At 70.1% G+C, this 12,839-nt stretch carries 14 protein-coding genes; 9 read left to right on the top strand and 5 right to left on the bottom strand.

Translation table 11 applies throughout. The features are described from left to right. The first annotated feature begins 40 nt into the window (after positions 1-40). Both ureG and DER72_RS00670 read left to right on the top strand, forming a co-directional pair. A complete protein-coding gene (gene ureG / locus DER72_RS00675; protein ID WP_110068081.1) occupies positions 41-682 on the top strand; it encodes an urease accessory protein UreG in 642 nt (213 codons plus the stop codon). A 47-nt stretch (positions 683-729) separates the two neighbouring features. Continuing rightward, positions 730-969 carry a hypothetical protein gene (locus DER72_RS00670; RefSeq protein WP_219983214.1) on the top strand — a complete coding sequence of 80 codons (240 nt, stop codon included), beginning with the start codon at positions 730-732 and terminating at the stop codon, positions 967-969. Between the two features lie 70 nt (positions 970-1,039). Here DER72_RS00670 and DER72_RS00665 read toward each other — a convergent pair whose 3' ends face one another. After that, positions 1,040-2,017 (bottom strand): NADPH:quinone reductase, encoded by a 978-nt coding sequence (locus tag DER72_RS00665; protein WP_110068080.1) that lies wholly within the window; start codon positions 2,015-2,017, stop codon positions 1,040-1,042. Between the two features lie 114 nt (positions 2,018-2,131). Then, positions 2,132-2,686, bottom strand: a complete 555-nt coding sequence (locus DER72_RS00660) for a hypothetical protein (RefSeq protein ID WP_110068079.1) — start codon at positions 2,684-2,686, stop codon at positions 2,132-2,134. Positions 2,687-2,871: 185 nt separating this feature from the next. Here DER72_RS00660 and DER72_RS00655 point away from each other — a divergent pair, with 185 nt between their 5' ends. Further along, positions 2,872-3,675: a glycerophosphodiester phosphodiesterase family protein gene (locus DER72_RS00655; RefSeq protein WP_258306132.1), complete on the top strand. Its 804-nt coding sequence runs from the start codon at positions 2,872-2,874 to the stop codon at positions 3,673-3,675. 90 nt (positions 3,676-3,765) lie between these two features. On the opposite strand, the gene DER72_RS00650 is transcribed toward DER72_RS00655, so the two are convergent. Further along, entirely contained in the window at positions 3,766-5,184 is a 1,419-nt protein-coding gene (locus tag DER72_RS00650; protein ID WP_110068077.1) for a xanthine/uracil/vitamin C permease, read from the bottom strand. A gap of 350 nt (positions 5,185-5,534) precedes the next feature. Between DER72_RS00650 and DER72_RS00645 the strand changes: the two genes are divergently transcribed. Next, positions 5,535-6,953, top strand: coding sequence for a phospholipase D-like domain-containing protein (locus DER72_RS00645; protein ID WP_110068076.1), 1,419 nt, complete (start codon positions 5,535-5,537; stop codon positions 6,951-6,953). Between the two features lie 114 nt (positions 6,954-7,067). Beyond that, entirely contained in the window at positions 7,068-7,295 is a 228-nt protein-coding gene (locus tag DER72_RS00640) for a lipopolysaccharide assembly protein LapA domain-containing protein (protein ID WP_110068075.1), read from the top strand. Between the two features lie 38 nt (positions 7,296-7,333). Here the strand turns inward: DER72_RS00640 and DER72_RS00635 are convergent, their stop codons facing one another. Beyond that, a complete protein-coding gene (locus tag DER72_RS00635; RefSeq protein WP_110068074.1) occupies positions 7,334-8,260 on the bottom strand; it encodes a YihY/virulence factor BrkB family protein in 927 nt (308 codons plus the stop codon). Positions 8,261-8,419: 159 nt separating this feature from the next. Next, a complete protein-coding gene (locus DER72_RS00630) occupies positions 8,420-9,403 on the bottom strand; it encodes a serine hydrolase (RefSeq protein ID WP_110068359.1) in 984 nt (327 codons plus the stop codon). A 147-nt stretch (positions 9,404-9,550) separates the two neighbouring features. On the opposite strand from DER72_RS00630, the gene DER72_RS00625 reads away from it, so the two are divergent. The 4 genes from DER72_RS00625 to DER72_RS00610 all read left to right on the top strand — a co-directional run bounded on the left by DER72_RS00625 (position 9,551) and on the right by DER72_RS00610 (position 12,785). Beyond that, on the top strand, positions 9,551-10,225 hold the full coding sequence (locus DER72_RS00625; RefSeq protein ID WP_110068073.1) for a hypothetical protein: 675 nt from the start codon (positions 9,551-9,553) through the stop codon (positions 10,223-10,225). A gap of 1 nt (position 10,226) precedes the next feature. Further along, positions 10,227-10,850: a hypothetical protein gene (locus tag DER72_RS00620; RefSeq protein WP_110068072.1), complete on the top strand. Its 624-nt coding sequence runs from the start codon at positions 10,227-10,229 to the stop codon at positions 10,848-10,850. Beyond that, positions 10,847-11,590 (top strand): RNA pseudouridine synthase, encoded by a 744-nt coding sequence (locus DER72_RS00615; RefSeq protein ID WP_110068071.1) that lies wholly within the window; start codon positions 10,847-10,849, stop codon positions 11,588-11,590. The genes DER72_RS00620 and DER72_RS00615 overlap by 4 nt, the downstream gene beginning before the upstream one ends. A gap of 178 nt (positions 11,591-11,768) precedes the next feature. After that, positions 11,769-12,785 (top strand): kinesin, encoded by a 1,017-nt coding sequence (locus tag DER72_RS00610; RefSeq protein WP_110068070.1) that lies wholly within the window; start codon positions 11,769-11,771, stop codon positions 12,783-12,785. Positions 12,786-12,839: the final 54 nt, after the last annotated feature.

Here is a 12,839-nt window from a genome sequence, read left to right as displayed (position 1 = left end):
GTGACCAGAAGCTGACGATGCACAACCAGGAGAGACGACCATGACCCATTGTTTACGCGTTGGCGTCGGCGGCCCGGTGGGCTCCGGCAAGACGGCGCTGCTCAAGCAGCTCTGCCTGGCCCTGCGCGACCACTACGATATCGCCGTGGTCACCAACGACATCTACACCCGGGAGGACGCCGACTTCCTGCTGCGCCACGAGGCGCTCGCCGCGGATCGCATCCTCGGCGTGGAGACCGGCGGCTGCCCCCACACCGCCATCCGCGAGGACGCCTCCATGAACCTCGCCGCCATCGACGAGCTCCAGGGGCGCCACCCTGGCCTCGAGCTGGTGCTGGTGGAGTCCGGCGGCGACAACCTCTCGGCCACCTTCAGCCCCGAGCTCTCCGACCTCACCCTCTACGTGATCGACGTCTCCGCCGGCGACAAGATCCCCCGCAAGGGCGGCCCCGGCATCACCAAGTCGGACCTGTTGATCATCAACAAGATCGATATCGCCGAGCAGGTGCATGCGTCCCTTGAGGTGATGGAGCGCGACGCGAAAAAGATGCGCGGCGAGCGTCCCTTCGTCTTCACCAACCTCTACGACGGCGTAGGCCTCGAGACCATCATCCAGTTCATCCTCGAGCGCGGCATGCTGCCGGAACGCCGGCCGTCGGCCGATACCGGCGCTACCGCTTGATTCACTCCCCCATACCGACTCGACACCCCGGCAAGGAGATCGCCACCATGACCTTACTCTCGATGTCTCTCTCGAAGCGCGCCGCCACGGCTGCCGCGGCCACCGGCCTGCTGCTTGTGGCCGGCTCCGCCCTGGCCCACCCGGGCCATGGCGCCCCCGATGTCCATGCGCATACCGGCCATCCGCTGCTGTTGCTGGCGGGCGCCTTCGCCGTGCTGGGCGTGACGGGACTTGCCCTGCTGCTACGGCGTGTCCTTCGCCAGCGACGGCTGCAGCGTCAGCGCTGAATGTCGGCGTCACCCCCATGCAGAACGCCCGGCCAGTGGCCGGGCGTTCTGCATGGGGGCAGGGTGGTGATCAGGGCAGCAGGATGGTGGAGCCGGTGGTCCGGCGGCCCTGCAGGGCGTCCTGAGCCTTGCCGGCCTCGGCCAGCGGGTAGCGGTGGGAGATATCGACCTTGAGCTTTCCGTTGTCGAGCATGGCGAAGAGCTCGTCGGCCATCATCTGCAGCCGCTCGGGGGTGTCGGCATAGCCGTTGAGGCTGGGGCGGGTGAGGAACAGCGACCCCTTCTGGTTGAGGATGCCGATATTGACGCCTTCGACCGCGCCGGAGGCGTTGCCGAAGCTGACCATCAGCGAGCGCGGCTTGAGGCAGTCGAGGGACGTTTCCCAGGTGTCCTTGCCCACCGAGTCGTAGACCACGTCGCACATGGCGCCGTCGGTGAGTTCGCGCACGCGCTCGACCACGTTCTCCCTGGTGTAGTCGATGGTGGCCCAGGCGCCGTTCTTCTCGGCCAGGGCCGCCTTCTCCGGCGAGCTGACGGTGCCGATCAGCTTCACGCCGAGCGCCCGTGCCCACTGACAGGCGATGGAGCCAACGCCGCCGGCCGCGGCGTGCCACAGGATGGTCTCGCCGCCCTTGAGCGCAAAGGTCTGGCGCATCAGGTACTGCACCGTCAGCCCCTTGAGCATGCTGGCCGCGGCGGTCTCGAAGTCGATGGTGTCGGGCAGCTTGACCACCTTGTCGGCGGGCAGGGTATGCAGCTCGGCGTATGCGCCGAGCGGGCCCTGGGCGTAGGCGACGCGGTCGCCGGGCGCGAGGTGGCTGACCCCTTCACCCACCGCATCGACCACGCCGGCGCCCTCGGTGCCGAGCCCGGAGGGCAGCGACGGGGCGGGGTAGAGACCGGTGCGGAAGTAGATGTCGATGAAGTTGAGGCCGATGGCGCGGTTGGCGATTCGCACCTCGCCGGGGCCGGGCTCGGCGGGGGAGACATCGACGAGTTCGAGCACCTCGGAGCCGCCGGTGCGGGCAAACTGGATACGCTTGGCCATGTCGGTAAGTCCTTGTTTTGCAGAATGCTGTACGGGATGAGAGACCGTCGGGATAGGGACAATATCCAAACGCCGTTCACGTGTCCGGTCAAGTCGGCAGCGCCAACGGCAGGCTCAGGCGTCGGCGAGCCCCTCGACGAAGGCCTGTTTCTCCGCCTCGAAGAAGGTGCGCTCCTGCTTGAAGCGACGCAGCACCGCCGACTCGTCGAAGGCGAGCGGCGCACAGAGCCGGCCGGAGAGGGCGGCGGGGTGCTGGAAGGCGAGCCCGACCCGCTCCCCCTGGGCGTTCTTCACCCAGCGGGTGATGCCGCACGCCTCGAGGAAGGCCTCGTCCAGGGTCTCGCCGGGCGTGACCGAGAGAGGGGCGTTGAGGGCCAGGTCGCGAAGCAGGCGCCTCAGCGGCTCACGGCTCTCCTCGAGGGAGGCAGCGAGGGTCACGGCCATGCCCTCGCCGCTCTCGTCCATGACCAGCAGGGCCAGCGCCAGGGGCCGACCCTTGTTGTCCAGCAGCGCCCAGAGCCGTGCCGCCTCGGCGGGAAACAGCAGGTGACGGGTGCCGCTGAAGGCCACCAGCGGCGCCAGGCCGGCCTGGGTGCCGTGGACCGCCGCGCACAGGCGCGCCAGGCAGGCATCGCGCCTGGCGCCGGGCTCGAGACTCACCACTTTCATCCGGATTCTCCACTCCATGACGGGTTGGCGCGAAGCCTATCATATCTGCCCGCCCATGCTCGGCCGCCATCCCTCCGCGCAGGGGCTGTGCCTGGCTCCTGCATCTCGCTATGCTGGCTTCCATTGCCGGTCGCCGCTGCCATCCGCTCGTGGTGGCCGGCCCCCTCAAGGACGCGAGAGGCCCCATGAACTATCCCACAACGCCCCATCCCCTCATGCCTCATTCCGCCACGTCCCATCCCGCGATCAGCCTGCCACGCCTGATCGCCCACCGCGGCCTGTCGGCTCGGGCCCCCGAGAATACCCTGGCCGCGGTGCGCGCCGCCCACCGGGCGGGCTGTACCTGGGTGGAACTCGACGTCCAGCTGCTGGGCGACGGCACGCCGGTGGTCTGGCATGACGCCACGGTCAAGCGCTGCTCCGATGGCCGCGCCCGCCTGGCGGACCTGGACCTGCCCCGGGCCCGTCGCCTGGACGTGGGCGGCTGGTTCGGCGACGAGTTCCGCGGTGAGCGCATGGCGACCCTCTCGGAGATGCTCGCCCTCGTCGATGCCCTGGGGCTCGGCCTCAATCTGGAGCTCAAGGTGAACCGCGGCCGCAGCGCTGCGGCCCTGGTCGAAGAGGCGGTCCCCGCAGCCCTGGATGTCCTGTCCCCCGAGCGGCTGATCGTCTCCTCCTTCAGTGGCGAGGCGCTGGCTTGCGCCCGGGACCTGGCCCCCGCCGCCCGGCTGGCCCTGGGCGTGCTGTTCGAGGGGATTCCCGACGACTGGCGGCAGCGCTGCGAGGCGCTGGACGCCTTCAGCGTGCATGCCGACTGGACGCGCCTGAGTGGGCGCGGTGCCAGGGCCGTGTGTGAGGCCGGCTACCCGCTGCTCTGCTACACCGCCAACGATCCGGCGGCCTTCGCCCACCAGTGGGCGTGGGGCGTGACCAGCGTGATCAGCGACGATCCCGCCCGCTTTGCGGGGCACCTGCCCGACCGGGAGTGACCGGCCAGCCCGCATGGCAACGCAAGGGGCCGCTCCGATGGAGCGGCCCCTTGCGGTTGGTTCGGATGCGGTCATCCGGTGGCACTTGGCTCAGCGGGTGGCCGGGGAGATCTCCTCGCGGCCATCATCCTGTTCCACCACCATGTCATCCTCGACGTGGATCGGCTCCTCGTCCTCGGCAGCGCGCACGCTGCGGGCGCGGTGCTCGATCAGGAAGTAGAGGATCAGGCCGATGCCCAGGCCCCAGGCGGCGCCGTGGGTGGCCAGGACCACGCCCATGATGCCCGCCACGCCCATGGCGGTGGCGTTCTTGATCTGCTCCACGGCGACCGCGATGCACAGGTAGCCGGTGATCAGCAGGGTGATGGAGAGGGCGATCGGCAGCACCGGACGGAAGGCGGTGACCAGCGGCAGCAGGAAGAGGGCGAAGAAGCCGACGATCCAGAACACCGCGGTGCCGGAATAGATGGTCTCCATCGCCTTGCGGCCGTAGCGGTAGCGCTCGGTGACCGTCGCCATGGCGCCGGTGAAGAGCGGGCCGGCCAGGCCCGGGTAGGGGGCCAGCAGGGAGTGCATCAGGTTGCGCAGGCCGGTGATCAGGTGCACGCGATCCACGTCCACCTCGATCTTCTCGTCGGGGCGCAGGTGGTCGACGCGCTTGATCAGGGTCTGGCCGACGATGATGTCACCGAAGGCGATGATGTAGGCGATGATGGCGGTGGGGATGGCGGCGATCATCAGCTCGATGCCCGGTGCGCCGATGGAGAAGGGCAGGTAGGCCCAGATGCCACCGAAGTCGGGGATGGCGATGCCCCACTCCACCGTCGGCAGCGGGTACTCGCCCACGCCCCAGCCGATGGCCATGGTGATCAGCATGCCCGGCACCATGCCGTAGGCGACGATGTTGCGGGCCCAGCGGTACTTCTCGGCCAGGTCGCGGAAGGAGAGCGAGAAGAGCACGTAGAGGGTGATCAGGCCGCCGATGCCGAGCGAGATCGGAGTATTGTAGAGGCGCCCACCCACGCTGATCTCGCCGCTGATGGCGGCGATGCCGGCGCCCAGCAGGATGCCCGCCTTGATGGAGTCGGGGACATTGTTGACCAGCTTGGTGCCCAGACGGGTGACGGCCATGAACAGGAAGATGGCGGTGACCATCAGCTGCAGGGCGATCATCGCCTTGAGGGCGTCCGGGCCCGGCTCGTACTGGCCGATGAACAGGAGTACGACCGGAATGGCCGGGGTGATCCAGCCGGCGATAAAGGGAATCCCGAGCAGCGGCGGCAGGATGAAGCCGATGCCGCAGACCACCACGAAGGCCAGTGCCACCTCGTAGGGGATGCCGAGGTACTGTTCCAGCAGCGGGATCATGCCCAGGGAGATGACGAACATCACCAGCGCCTGGATGGTCTCCGGGATGGCCCAGGGGAAGTGGATGAAGGGAAGGCGAACCTTGAAGGGTCCCACCGGCCAGTAGGGTTGTTCCTCACCATACTTACGTTTCAGTAGCACGTCGTTAACCTCAGCGGTTCTGGTTGTTCATGGGCATTCCTCGCTTTGCTGTTGTTGTTCTTGGCTGAGGCGTTTGTACTCGGCGCCGCCGGGGGGGAACATTCGACCTTGTAACGAGGCGGCTCGTCCCCGGCAGGTCGGGAGTGTCGACAATCTTTGCGGCGAGCGGTGGAAGTATCGCGAAATGACGGGGAAATGCCGCCAAGGCGCCGGCATATGACGGCATCGTTGTCGACACGCGGAGGCTTACTTCAGTAGCTTACGTAAACGTAAACTTTGGTCCAATGGGCCCCGATACGTGAGCCGGGGAGCGCCCGAGGGGCTGTACGTGGACGAAACGAGGAGGGCGCATGTGGCCATGGATCGTGACGGCGGCGCTGGCGGCCTGGGTCGCCATGGGCCTCTGGCAGCGCGTCAAGCCGCTGCCGGCGGGCGTCGGCGTGGCCTGGCCGCAGCGCGCGGCCGATGAGGTGCGCTTCCTGGCCGACGAGTCCTGGTTCGATGCGGCGGGGGAGCGTCGCCTCGAGCAGGTCATCTTCGACGAGGTGCTGGCGCTGATCGGTCAGGCCCGGCGCCTGGTGGTGCTGGATATCTTCCTGTTCAACGACTTCGCCGGCGACGCCGACGGCCTGCGGCCGCTCAGTGCCGAGCTGACCGACGCCCTGGTCGAGCGCAAGCGCGATCATCCCGAGCTCCAGGTGGTGGTGATCAGCGATCCGCTCAATACGCTCTACGGCGGCATCGAGCCCGAGCACCTGGCGGTGCTGCGCCACGCCGGCATCGAGGTGGTGCTGACCGACCTCGATCGGCTGCGCGCCTCCAACCCCCTGTGGTCGGGCCTCTGGTACCTGGGGGCGCGCTGGCTCGGCAACAGCGCCCGTGGCGGCTGGCTGCCCAATGCCCTGGGGCCCGGACGGGTCACCCTGCGCAGCTACCTGGCGCTGCTCAACTTCAACGCCAACCATCGCAAGACCCTGGTGGTGGATCGCGGCGAGGGCTGGGCGGGGCTGGTGACCTCCGCCAACCCCCATGACGCCAGCAGCCTCCACGGCAACGTGGCCCTGCGCTTCGCGGGGGCCGCCGCTCTGGACCTGCTGGCCTCCGAGCGCACGGTCGCCGACTGGTCCGGGGTCCGCCTGCCGGGCCCGGGGCCACGGCAGGCCCCGCCCACCCTCGAGGGGGGAAGGCTACAGGTGCTCACCGAAGGGGCGATCCGCGATGCCCTGCTGGCCGCCATCGGGGCCAGCGGCGAGGGGGATCGCCTCGACCTGGCGGTCTTCTACCTCGCCCACCGCGAGGTGATCGAGGCGCTCAAGCGGGCCAGGCAGCGGGGCGCCGAGGTGCGCGCCCTGCTGGACCTCAATCGCGACGCCTTCGGCCTGGAGAAGGGCGGCATCCCCAACCGGCCGGTGGCCCGCGAGCTCGTCGAGGCGGGCATCGCGGTGCGCTGGTGCGCCACCCGGGGCGAGCAGTGCCACAGCAAGCTGCTGCTGCGCCGACCCGCCCGGGGGGGCGAAGCGGAGCTGATCCTCGGCTCGGCCAACTTCACCCGGCGCAACCTCGACAACCTCAACCTGGAGACCAGCGTCAGGATGCTGGACGCCCCCGGCTCGCCGGCCCTCGAGCAGGCCGCGGCCTTCTTCGAGCGCCGCTGGCAGAGCTCCCCGGAGCGCACCACCAGCGAGCCCTTCGCGGCACACGATGACGCCACCGTCTGGCAGCGCTGGCGCTACCGGATCATGGAGGCCACCGGGCTCTCTACCTTCTGACGGCTGAAGGCTCTCTACCTTCTGACGGCGTCCCGGCCCTGCGGCGGGGGATGCCTTGACAGGGCGAGGCTCACCGACCAGCTTGGAAGGGCCGATTCGACAAGGAGAGCGGGCATGGACAAGCTGCTGCTGGCCGTGAAGCTGATCATCACGGCCCTGGTACTGATTCTCTTCGTGCAGAACATCGCCGTGGTGGAGGTGCGCTTCCTGACCTGGAGCCTGTCGCTGCCCCTGGCCCTGCTGCTGGTGGCGATCTACCTGCTGGGCATGATCAGTGGCAAGAGCCTGATGGGTCTGATCCGCCGGCTGCGCCAGGGCGGCTCGGAGACATCCCGTCGCTGAGGGCGCTTGCGGGCCTTCTCACCCCCGGCGCTGCCACCTTATTCCACATGGGTGACGGCCTGGCGGCGGGGGTCGATGTGCCACGCCAACCCCTGGCGGGCGTTGTGCTCCAGCTCGGCGATCACCTGGGCGCCCAGCAGCAGGATGATGGCCCCCACCTCCAGGCTCAGCAGCATCACGATCAGGGTGGCCAGGGAGCCGTAGACGGCGTTGACGAAGGAGATGTTGGCGAAGTAGTAGACCAGCAGCAGGCGCACCCCCTCCCACAGCAGGGCGGCCACCAGGCCGCCGATCACCGCCCGGCGCAGGGCGACCTTGACCACCGGCAGCACCTTGTAGATGGCGCTGAAGAGCAGGAAGACCCCGAAGAAGCTGGCCAGGTTGAGCACCGGATCCGAGAGTCCGGCCAGCGGCAGTTCGCGGTCGAAGAGCGCCAGCCATAGCGCGTTGAGCGAGCTGAGCAGGCTGACCAGCAGGGTCAGCGCCATCAGCCCCGCTCCCAGCACCACCATGAAGGCATAGGGCAGCAGCACCGAGACCCAGGCGCTGCGGCCGTGATGGTGGGTGTCCGGGGCATGGAAGATGATCGCCAGGGCGTCCTCCAGCATGCGGAAGGCGAAGGAGCTGAACAGCAGCAGGATCGGGAAGCCGAGGATGCCGATCACCTCGCGGGTGTCGAGCAGGGCGCGCACCGCCTCCAGCAGCACCTCGGCGTGGGCCGGGGCCAGGTGCTGGGCCTGGATGCTCAGCACCCCGAGCAGGTGCGCCTCGTCCACCACCCGGGCCAGCAGCACCACCAGCAGCGCAAACAGCGGCACGATGGAGAGCAGGATGTTGTAGCCCACCCCGCCGGCCAGCAGGATGCCGCGGTTGCGCAGGAAGGCGGTGAGCACCCGCCACAGGAAGCGTGCTACCCGGGGTAGCAGGGGGAAGGCGCTGGGTCGCATTGTGCGGATTCGTGCCATGGGGACTGCCATCCTTGTGCGCTGCAGGCATGATACGCCTCCCCGCTGCCCGCCGGCCAACCGCATGCGCGCGATGATCATCCGGATGCCGATGCCGCTACCCGGGTGGGGACCCCGCAGGGGGGGCGCATCGCCCCCGTTGCTGCGACGTTTTCCTGTTCAAGGCGCTCCCAGCATGCCCTCGACGAGGGCGTGCAGCATCTGCTGGAACTGGCCGCCGGGGGAGGGTGGCTCGGGGTCCGAGGTGATCGCCACGGTCAGCCCCCTTCCGGGAATCACATAGAGCGCCTGACCGCCGAAGCCGCGGCCGTAGTAGGCGGCCTCGCCGGCGAGCTCGGTGACGAACCAGCCGTACCCATAGCCGTCGCCGGTCCAGGGCGAGCGGCCCCGCGTCTGCCAGGAGGCCTCGACCCACCCCTCGGGCAGCACCCGGGTGCCATCGATGACGCCGTCCAGGCGGTAGAGCTCGCCGATTCTCACCAGCGCCCGCGGCGAGAGCTGCATGTCGTTGCCGCCGAAGTAGACCCCCTGGGGATCTCGGGGCCAGGCGGGAATGGCGATGTCGAGCGGCTCGCCCAGCAGCTGCCGTGCCAGCGTAAGGGTGCTCTCGCCGCCGGCGCGGGTCAGCGCCGCGGAGAGCAGATGGCTCGAGCCGGTGGAGTAGAGCATGCGCCCGCCCGGCTCGTCGACGAAGGGGCGCGAGAGGGCGTCGCGCACCCAGTCGGGGCTCGCCACCCAGCTGCCGTAGTTGGCGCCGGAGGTGCGCTCGAGGCCGGCCTGCAGCGACAGCAGGTGGCCCAGGGTGATCTCGCGGACCCGCGGGTCGGCCTCGGCGGGGACCCGTGGCCCGAGCAGCTCGGCGACCGGCTGGTCCGGCGAGTCGAGGTACCCCGCCTCGATGGCGGCGCCGACCAGCGCCGCCAGCACCGTCTTGGAGAGCGACTTGACGTTGGTCGGCCGGTCGACCCCGGGGCCACCATAGGCGCGCTCGAAGCGGATCTCGCCCTGCTCGGCCACCACCAGGGCGTGCAGCCTCTCCAGGCGCGACGCCTGGGCGTCGAGGCGCTCCAGACTGGCCTGGTCGAGGGGCGGTGGTGACGCCTCCCCGGCCTGCGCATGGCAAGCCGCGGCGACTGCCAGCATAATGAGTCCCCCCAGCAGGGGACGAAGGGCACTCAGGGGGCGCGGGGTCGGCATCGGGACTCCTCGTTGGCCGGGTGTGGACCTGACCTTCGAGGCGCCAGCGGCCGCTGGGTTCCGCCCTCCATCTTCCATCGCCAGCGAGAGACCATGGCCAAGTTCGAACTGATCGGCACCGCCAGCATTCCCGGCAAGGGCACCGAGCTGCGCCTGCTGCGGCGCAATGATGAATTCTCCATCCGCATCGCCGGCACCGCCGGCGAGCTGATGAACACGCGCCTGCACGGCTCCGAGGATGCCCTCGCCGAGCTCGCCTGCCAGCGCATCGCCGAGCGTCCCGCGGCCCGGGTGCTGGTGGGTGGCCTGGGCATGGGCTTCACCCTGGCCGCGGCGCTGGCCGCCCTGGGGGAGGACGCCGAGGTGGTGGTGGCCGAGCTGGTGCCGGGGGTGGTGGAGTGGAATCGGGGCCCGCTCGGCGCCGCCGCCGGTTACCCCCTCGACGATCCGCGCACCCGTGTCAGCGTGGGCGACGTGGGCGAGTTGCTGCGCCGCGAGCCCGGCGGCTTCGACGCCATCATGCTTGACGTGGACAACGGTCCCGAGGGGCTGACCCGGCGCGAGAACGACTGGCTCTACTCGCCCAAGGGGTTGGCCGCCGCCCAGGCGGCGCTGCGCCCCGACGGCGTGCTGGCGGTGTGGTCGGCGGGCCAGGATCCGGCCTTCACCGAGCGCCTGCGCCGGGTCGGCCTGCTGGTCGAGACGGTCACGGTGCGCGCCCATCGCCCCGGCAAGGGAGCCAAGCACTGCATCTGGCTGGCCCATTGAGATGGGCATCTCGAGCGCGCTGATCCGGGGAGCGCTGCTGCTCGCCCTGCTGGGCCTGGTCGGCTGTGCCGGTCGGCTGACCCCGCCGGAGGCCAGCGTGGCGCCGGTGACGGTCTACCTGCTCGACCACGGCCGCCACGCCAGCCTGGTGCTGCCACGCCGGGAGGGCGGCATGGTGCGCTACAGCTACGGCGAGTGGCGCTGGTACGTGGAGGGCGAGCGCCACCTGCTGGCCGGTGCCTCGGCCCTGCTCTGGCCCACCGCCAGCGGCCTGGGGCGCGGCGTGCACGAGACAATCACTACCCGGGGCGAGCTGGCAGGCCTCGCCCCGGAAGGGCTGGTGCGGGTCTATCCGCTGGTGGCCGAAGAGGCCCGGGTGGTGGCCCTCAAGCGCCGTCTGGATGCCCACTTCGAGGCGCCAGGCGTCGCGCCGGTCTACAGCGAGGAGTTCGATCTCGCCTTCGTGCCCTATCCCCGCGCCTACTGGCTGACCCACCAGTCCAACCTGGTCACCGCCCGCTGGCTGCGCAGCCTGGATGTGGAGGTGCGGGGCATCCCCTGGCTCTCCAACTGGCGCCTCGAGGCGCCACCCCACCCCATCGATCAGCAGAAGGATGAAACATGAGTGACACGGACGCCGGTGAGCGGCTCTCCAAGCGGCTGGCCCGCGAGCTGCCCTGTTCGCGCCGCGAGGCCGAGCTCTATATCGCCGGTGGCTGGGTGAGGGTCGATGGCCGCATCGTCGAGGAGCCCCAGTTCAAGGTCGCCGATGAGCGTATCGAGCTCGCCCCCGGCGCCACGCCCCGGGAGATCCCGCCGGCCACCCTGCTGTTCAATGCGCCCGCCGACATCGCTGCCGCCGAGGCCGGGGGCGAAGGCGAGGACCTGGCCAGGCGGCTGATCCGCAAGGCCACCCACTGGGCCGAGGACCCCGCCGGCCAGGCCCCCCTCAAGGCGCACTTTCGCGGCCTGACCACGCTGCTGCCGCTGGCCCCCGGCGAGGAGGGGCTGCTGGTGTTCACCCAGGATCGCGGGGTGGCGCGGCGTCTCGAGGAGGGGCGGACGCGCCTGGAAGAGGAATGGCAGGTGGAGGTGATCGGCAGCCTGGACGAGCGTCAGCTCGCATCGCTGCGGGATGGCACGGCGGTGCCGGGACGACGGCTGGCGCCCGGCAAGGTCAGCTGGCAGAGCGAGACCCGCCTGCGCTTCGCGCTGAAGGGCATGGTGCCCGGCCAGCTTGCGCTGATGTGCCGGGCCGTGGGGCTGACCGTGGTCGCCACCCGCCGGCTGCGCATCGGCGGGGTGTCGCTGGGCCGGGTGCCGGTGGGCGAGTGGCGGTTTCTCAGGGCCGCGGAGCGCTTCTGAGCGTTGAGCCTCCCCCGGCGCCGTCCCTTTCCCCTGTGAGACCCCCTCTGTATGCTGGGCTTCAGTAGGTTGGAATCCTGATCGCCTGAACGCCACCCGGGCAGGATTCGAAGTGCTTGGCCGCTCGGCCCATGCCGGCCGGTCCCGATCCCTAGGTTGACTCAGAGAGGATGCATCCATGTCGGAAACCTCCAAGACATCACCGTTCAAGGACAACCGCGTCAAGGGGCTGGCGGGCGTCGCCGCCGTCGCCGTCATCTGGGCCCTCGTCGCCCAGTCCAACTCCGGCTCTCATCGTGAGGCTCGCGAGGCCCTGGAGGCGGAGCTCGCCGCGCTGGAGTCGCGCAACCAGACGCTGGCCAGTCAGCTCGACGAGCGCGACGAGGCCGGCGAGGAGATCGAGGCGCTGCAGGCGCGCCTGGCCGAACTCCAGGACGAGCGCGATGCCGCCGAGGCCGCCATGGCCGAGGAGCAGGCCGAGGCGCGCGGCGAGCTCGAGCGTCTGAATGCCGAGATCGGCGAGGCCGAGGCGCAGCTCGAGTCGCTCACCGAGCAGCGCGATGGCCTTCAGGAGGAGCTCGAGGCCCTCGAGGCGCAGCAGGCCGAACTGCAGGCCGCGCTCGAGGCGCTGGGCGAGGAGGTCGAGGCCGTCGAACAGGCGCGCGACGACGCCGAGGCCGCCCGCCAGGATGCCGAGGAGTCACGCCAGGAGGCGGAGGCCGCCCGTCAGGAGGCCGAGGAGGAGCGCCAGCAGGCGGTCGACACTCGCGAGCAGGCCGAGGCGGCTCGCGATGAGGCCGATGCCGAGCTGGCGTCGCTGCAGGAGCGGGTCGAGGAGACCGAGGAGCGGCTGGCCGGCATCGAGGCCGAGCTCGAGGAGCGCCAGGCCCATCTCGAGGCCCTCGAGGAGGAGATCGAGGCGCTGGAGATCTGGCGCGACGAGGTCGCCGAGGAGGTCGGCGAGGCCCGCGACGAGCGTGACGCCGCTCGCGCCGAGGTGCAGGAGGCCCGCGCCGAGCGCGACGACCTGATGATCGCCATCGGCATCGGCCGCGACGAGGTGGCCACCATCGAGGCGGAGGCGGAGCGCCGCGAGCAGCAGCTCGAGCGCCTGGAGGCCCAGCTGGCCACCTGGCGCAGCGAGCTGGCCGATCTCGAGGCCAGCGTCACCGCCGAAGAGGCCGACGAGGAGTAGTCATCTCCCGGGATGGCGCCAGGGCAACGGCGGGCTTCGGCCCGCCGTTCGCCG

This window comes from Halomonas sp. A11-A (genome assembly GCF_003182195.1).
In the GTDB taxonomy this organism is placed as follows: domain Bacteria; phylum Pseudomonadota; class Gammaproteobacteria; order Pseudomonadales; family Halomonadaceae; genus Halomonas; species Halomonas alkalicola.
This window is presented reverse-complemented; position numbering and strand designations above follow the sequence as displayed.

Excerpts from the sequence above, each read along its gene's own strand:
- DER72_RS00615 (WP_110068071.1), top strand. The coding sequence starts at position 10,847 with ATGAGTGACACGGACGCCGGTGAGCGGCTCTCCAAGCGGCTGGCCCGC.
- DER72_RS00665 (WP_110068080.1), bottom strand. The coding sequence starts at position 2,017 with ATGGCCAAGCGTATCCAGTTTGCCCGCACCGGCGGCTCCGAGGTGCTC.
- DER72_RS00660 (WP_110068079.1), bottom strand. The coding sequence starts at position 2,686 with ATGAAAGTGGTGAGTCTCGAGCCCGGCGCCAGGCGCGATGCCTGCCTG.
- DER72_RS00625 (WP_110068073.1), top strand. The coding sequence starts at position 9,551 with ATGGCCAAGTTCGAACTGATCGGCACCGCCAGCATTCCCGGCAAGGGC.
- DER72_RS00630 (WP_110068359.1), bottom strand. The coding sequence starts at position 9,403 with ATGCTGGCAGTCGCCGCGGCTTGCCATGCGCAGGCCGGGGAGGCGTCA.
- DER72_RS00645 (WP_110068076.1), top strand. The coding sequence starts at position 5,535 with ATGTGGCCATGGATCGTGACGGCGGCGCTGGCGGCCTGGGTCGCCATG.
- DER72_RS00635 (WP_110068074.1), bottom strand. The coding sequence starts at position 8,260 with ATGGCACGAATCCGCACAATGCGACCCAGCGCCTTCCCCCTGCTACCC.
- ureG (WP_110068081.1), top strand. The coding sequence starts at position 41 with ATGACCCATTGTTTACGCGTTGGCGTCGGCGGCCCGGTGGGCTCCGGC.
- DER72_RS00620 (WP_110068072.1), top strand. The coding sequence starts at position 10,227 with ATGGGCATCTCGAGCGCGCTGATCCGGGGAGCGCTGCTGCTCGCCCTG.
- DER72_RS00655 (WP_258306132.1), top strand. The coding sequence starts at position 2,872 with ATGAACTATCCCACAACGCCCCATCCCCTCATGCCTCATTCCGCCACG.
- DER72_RS00640 (WP_110068075.1), top strand. The coding sequence starts at position 7,068 with ATGGACAAGCTGCTGCTGGCCGTGAAGCTGATCATCACGGCCCTGGTA.
- DER72_RS00670 (WP_219983214.1), top strand. The coding sequence starts at position 730 with ATGACCTTACTCTCGATGTCTCTCTCGAAGCGCGCCGCCACGGCTGCC.
- DER72_RS00610 (WP_110068070.1), top strand. The coding sequence starts at position 11,769 with ATGTCGGAAACCTCCAAGACATCACCGTTCAAGGACAACCGCGTCAAG.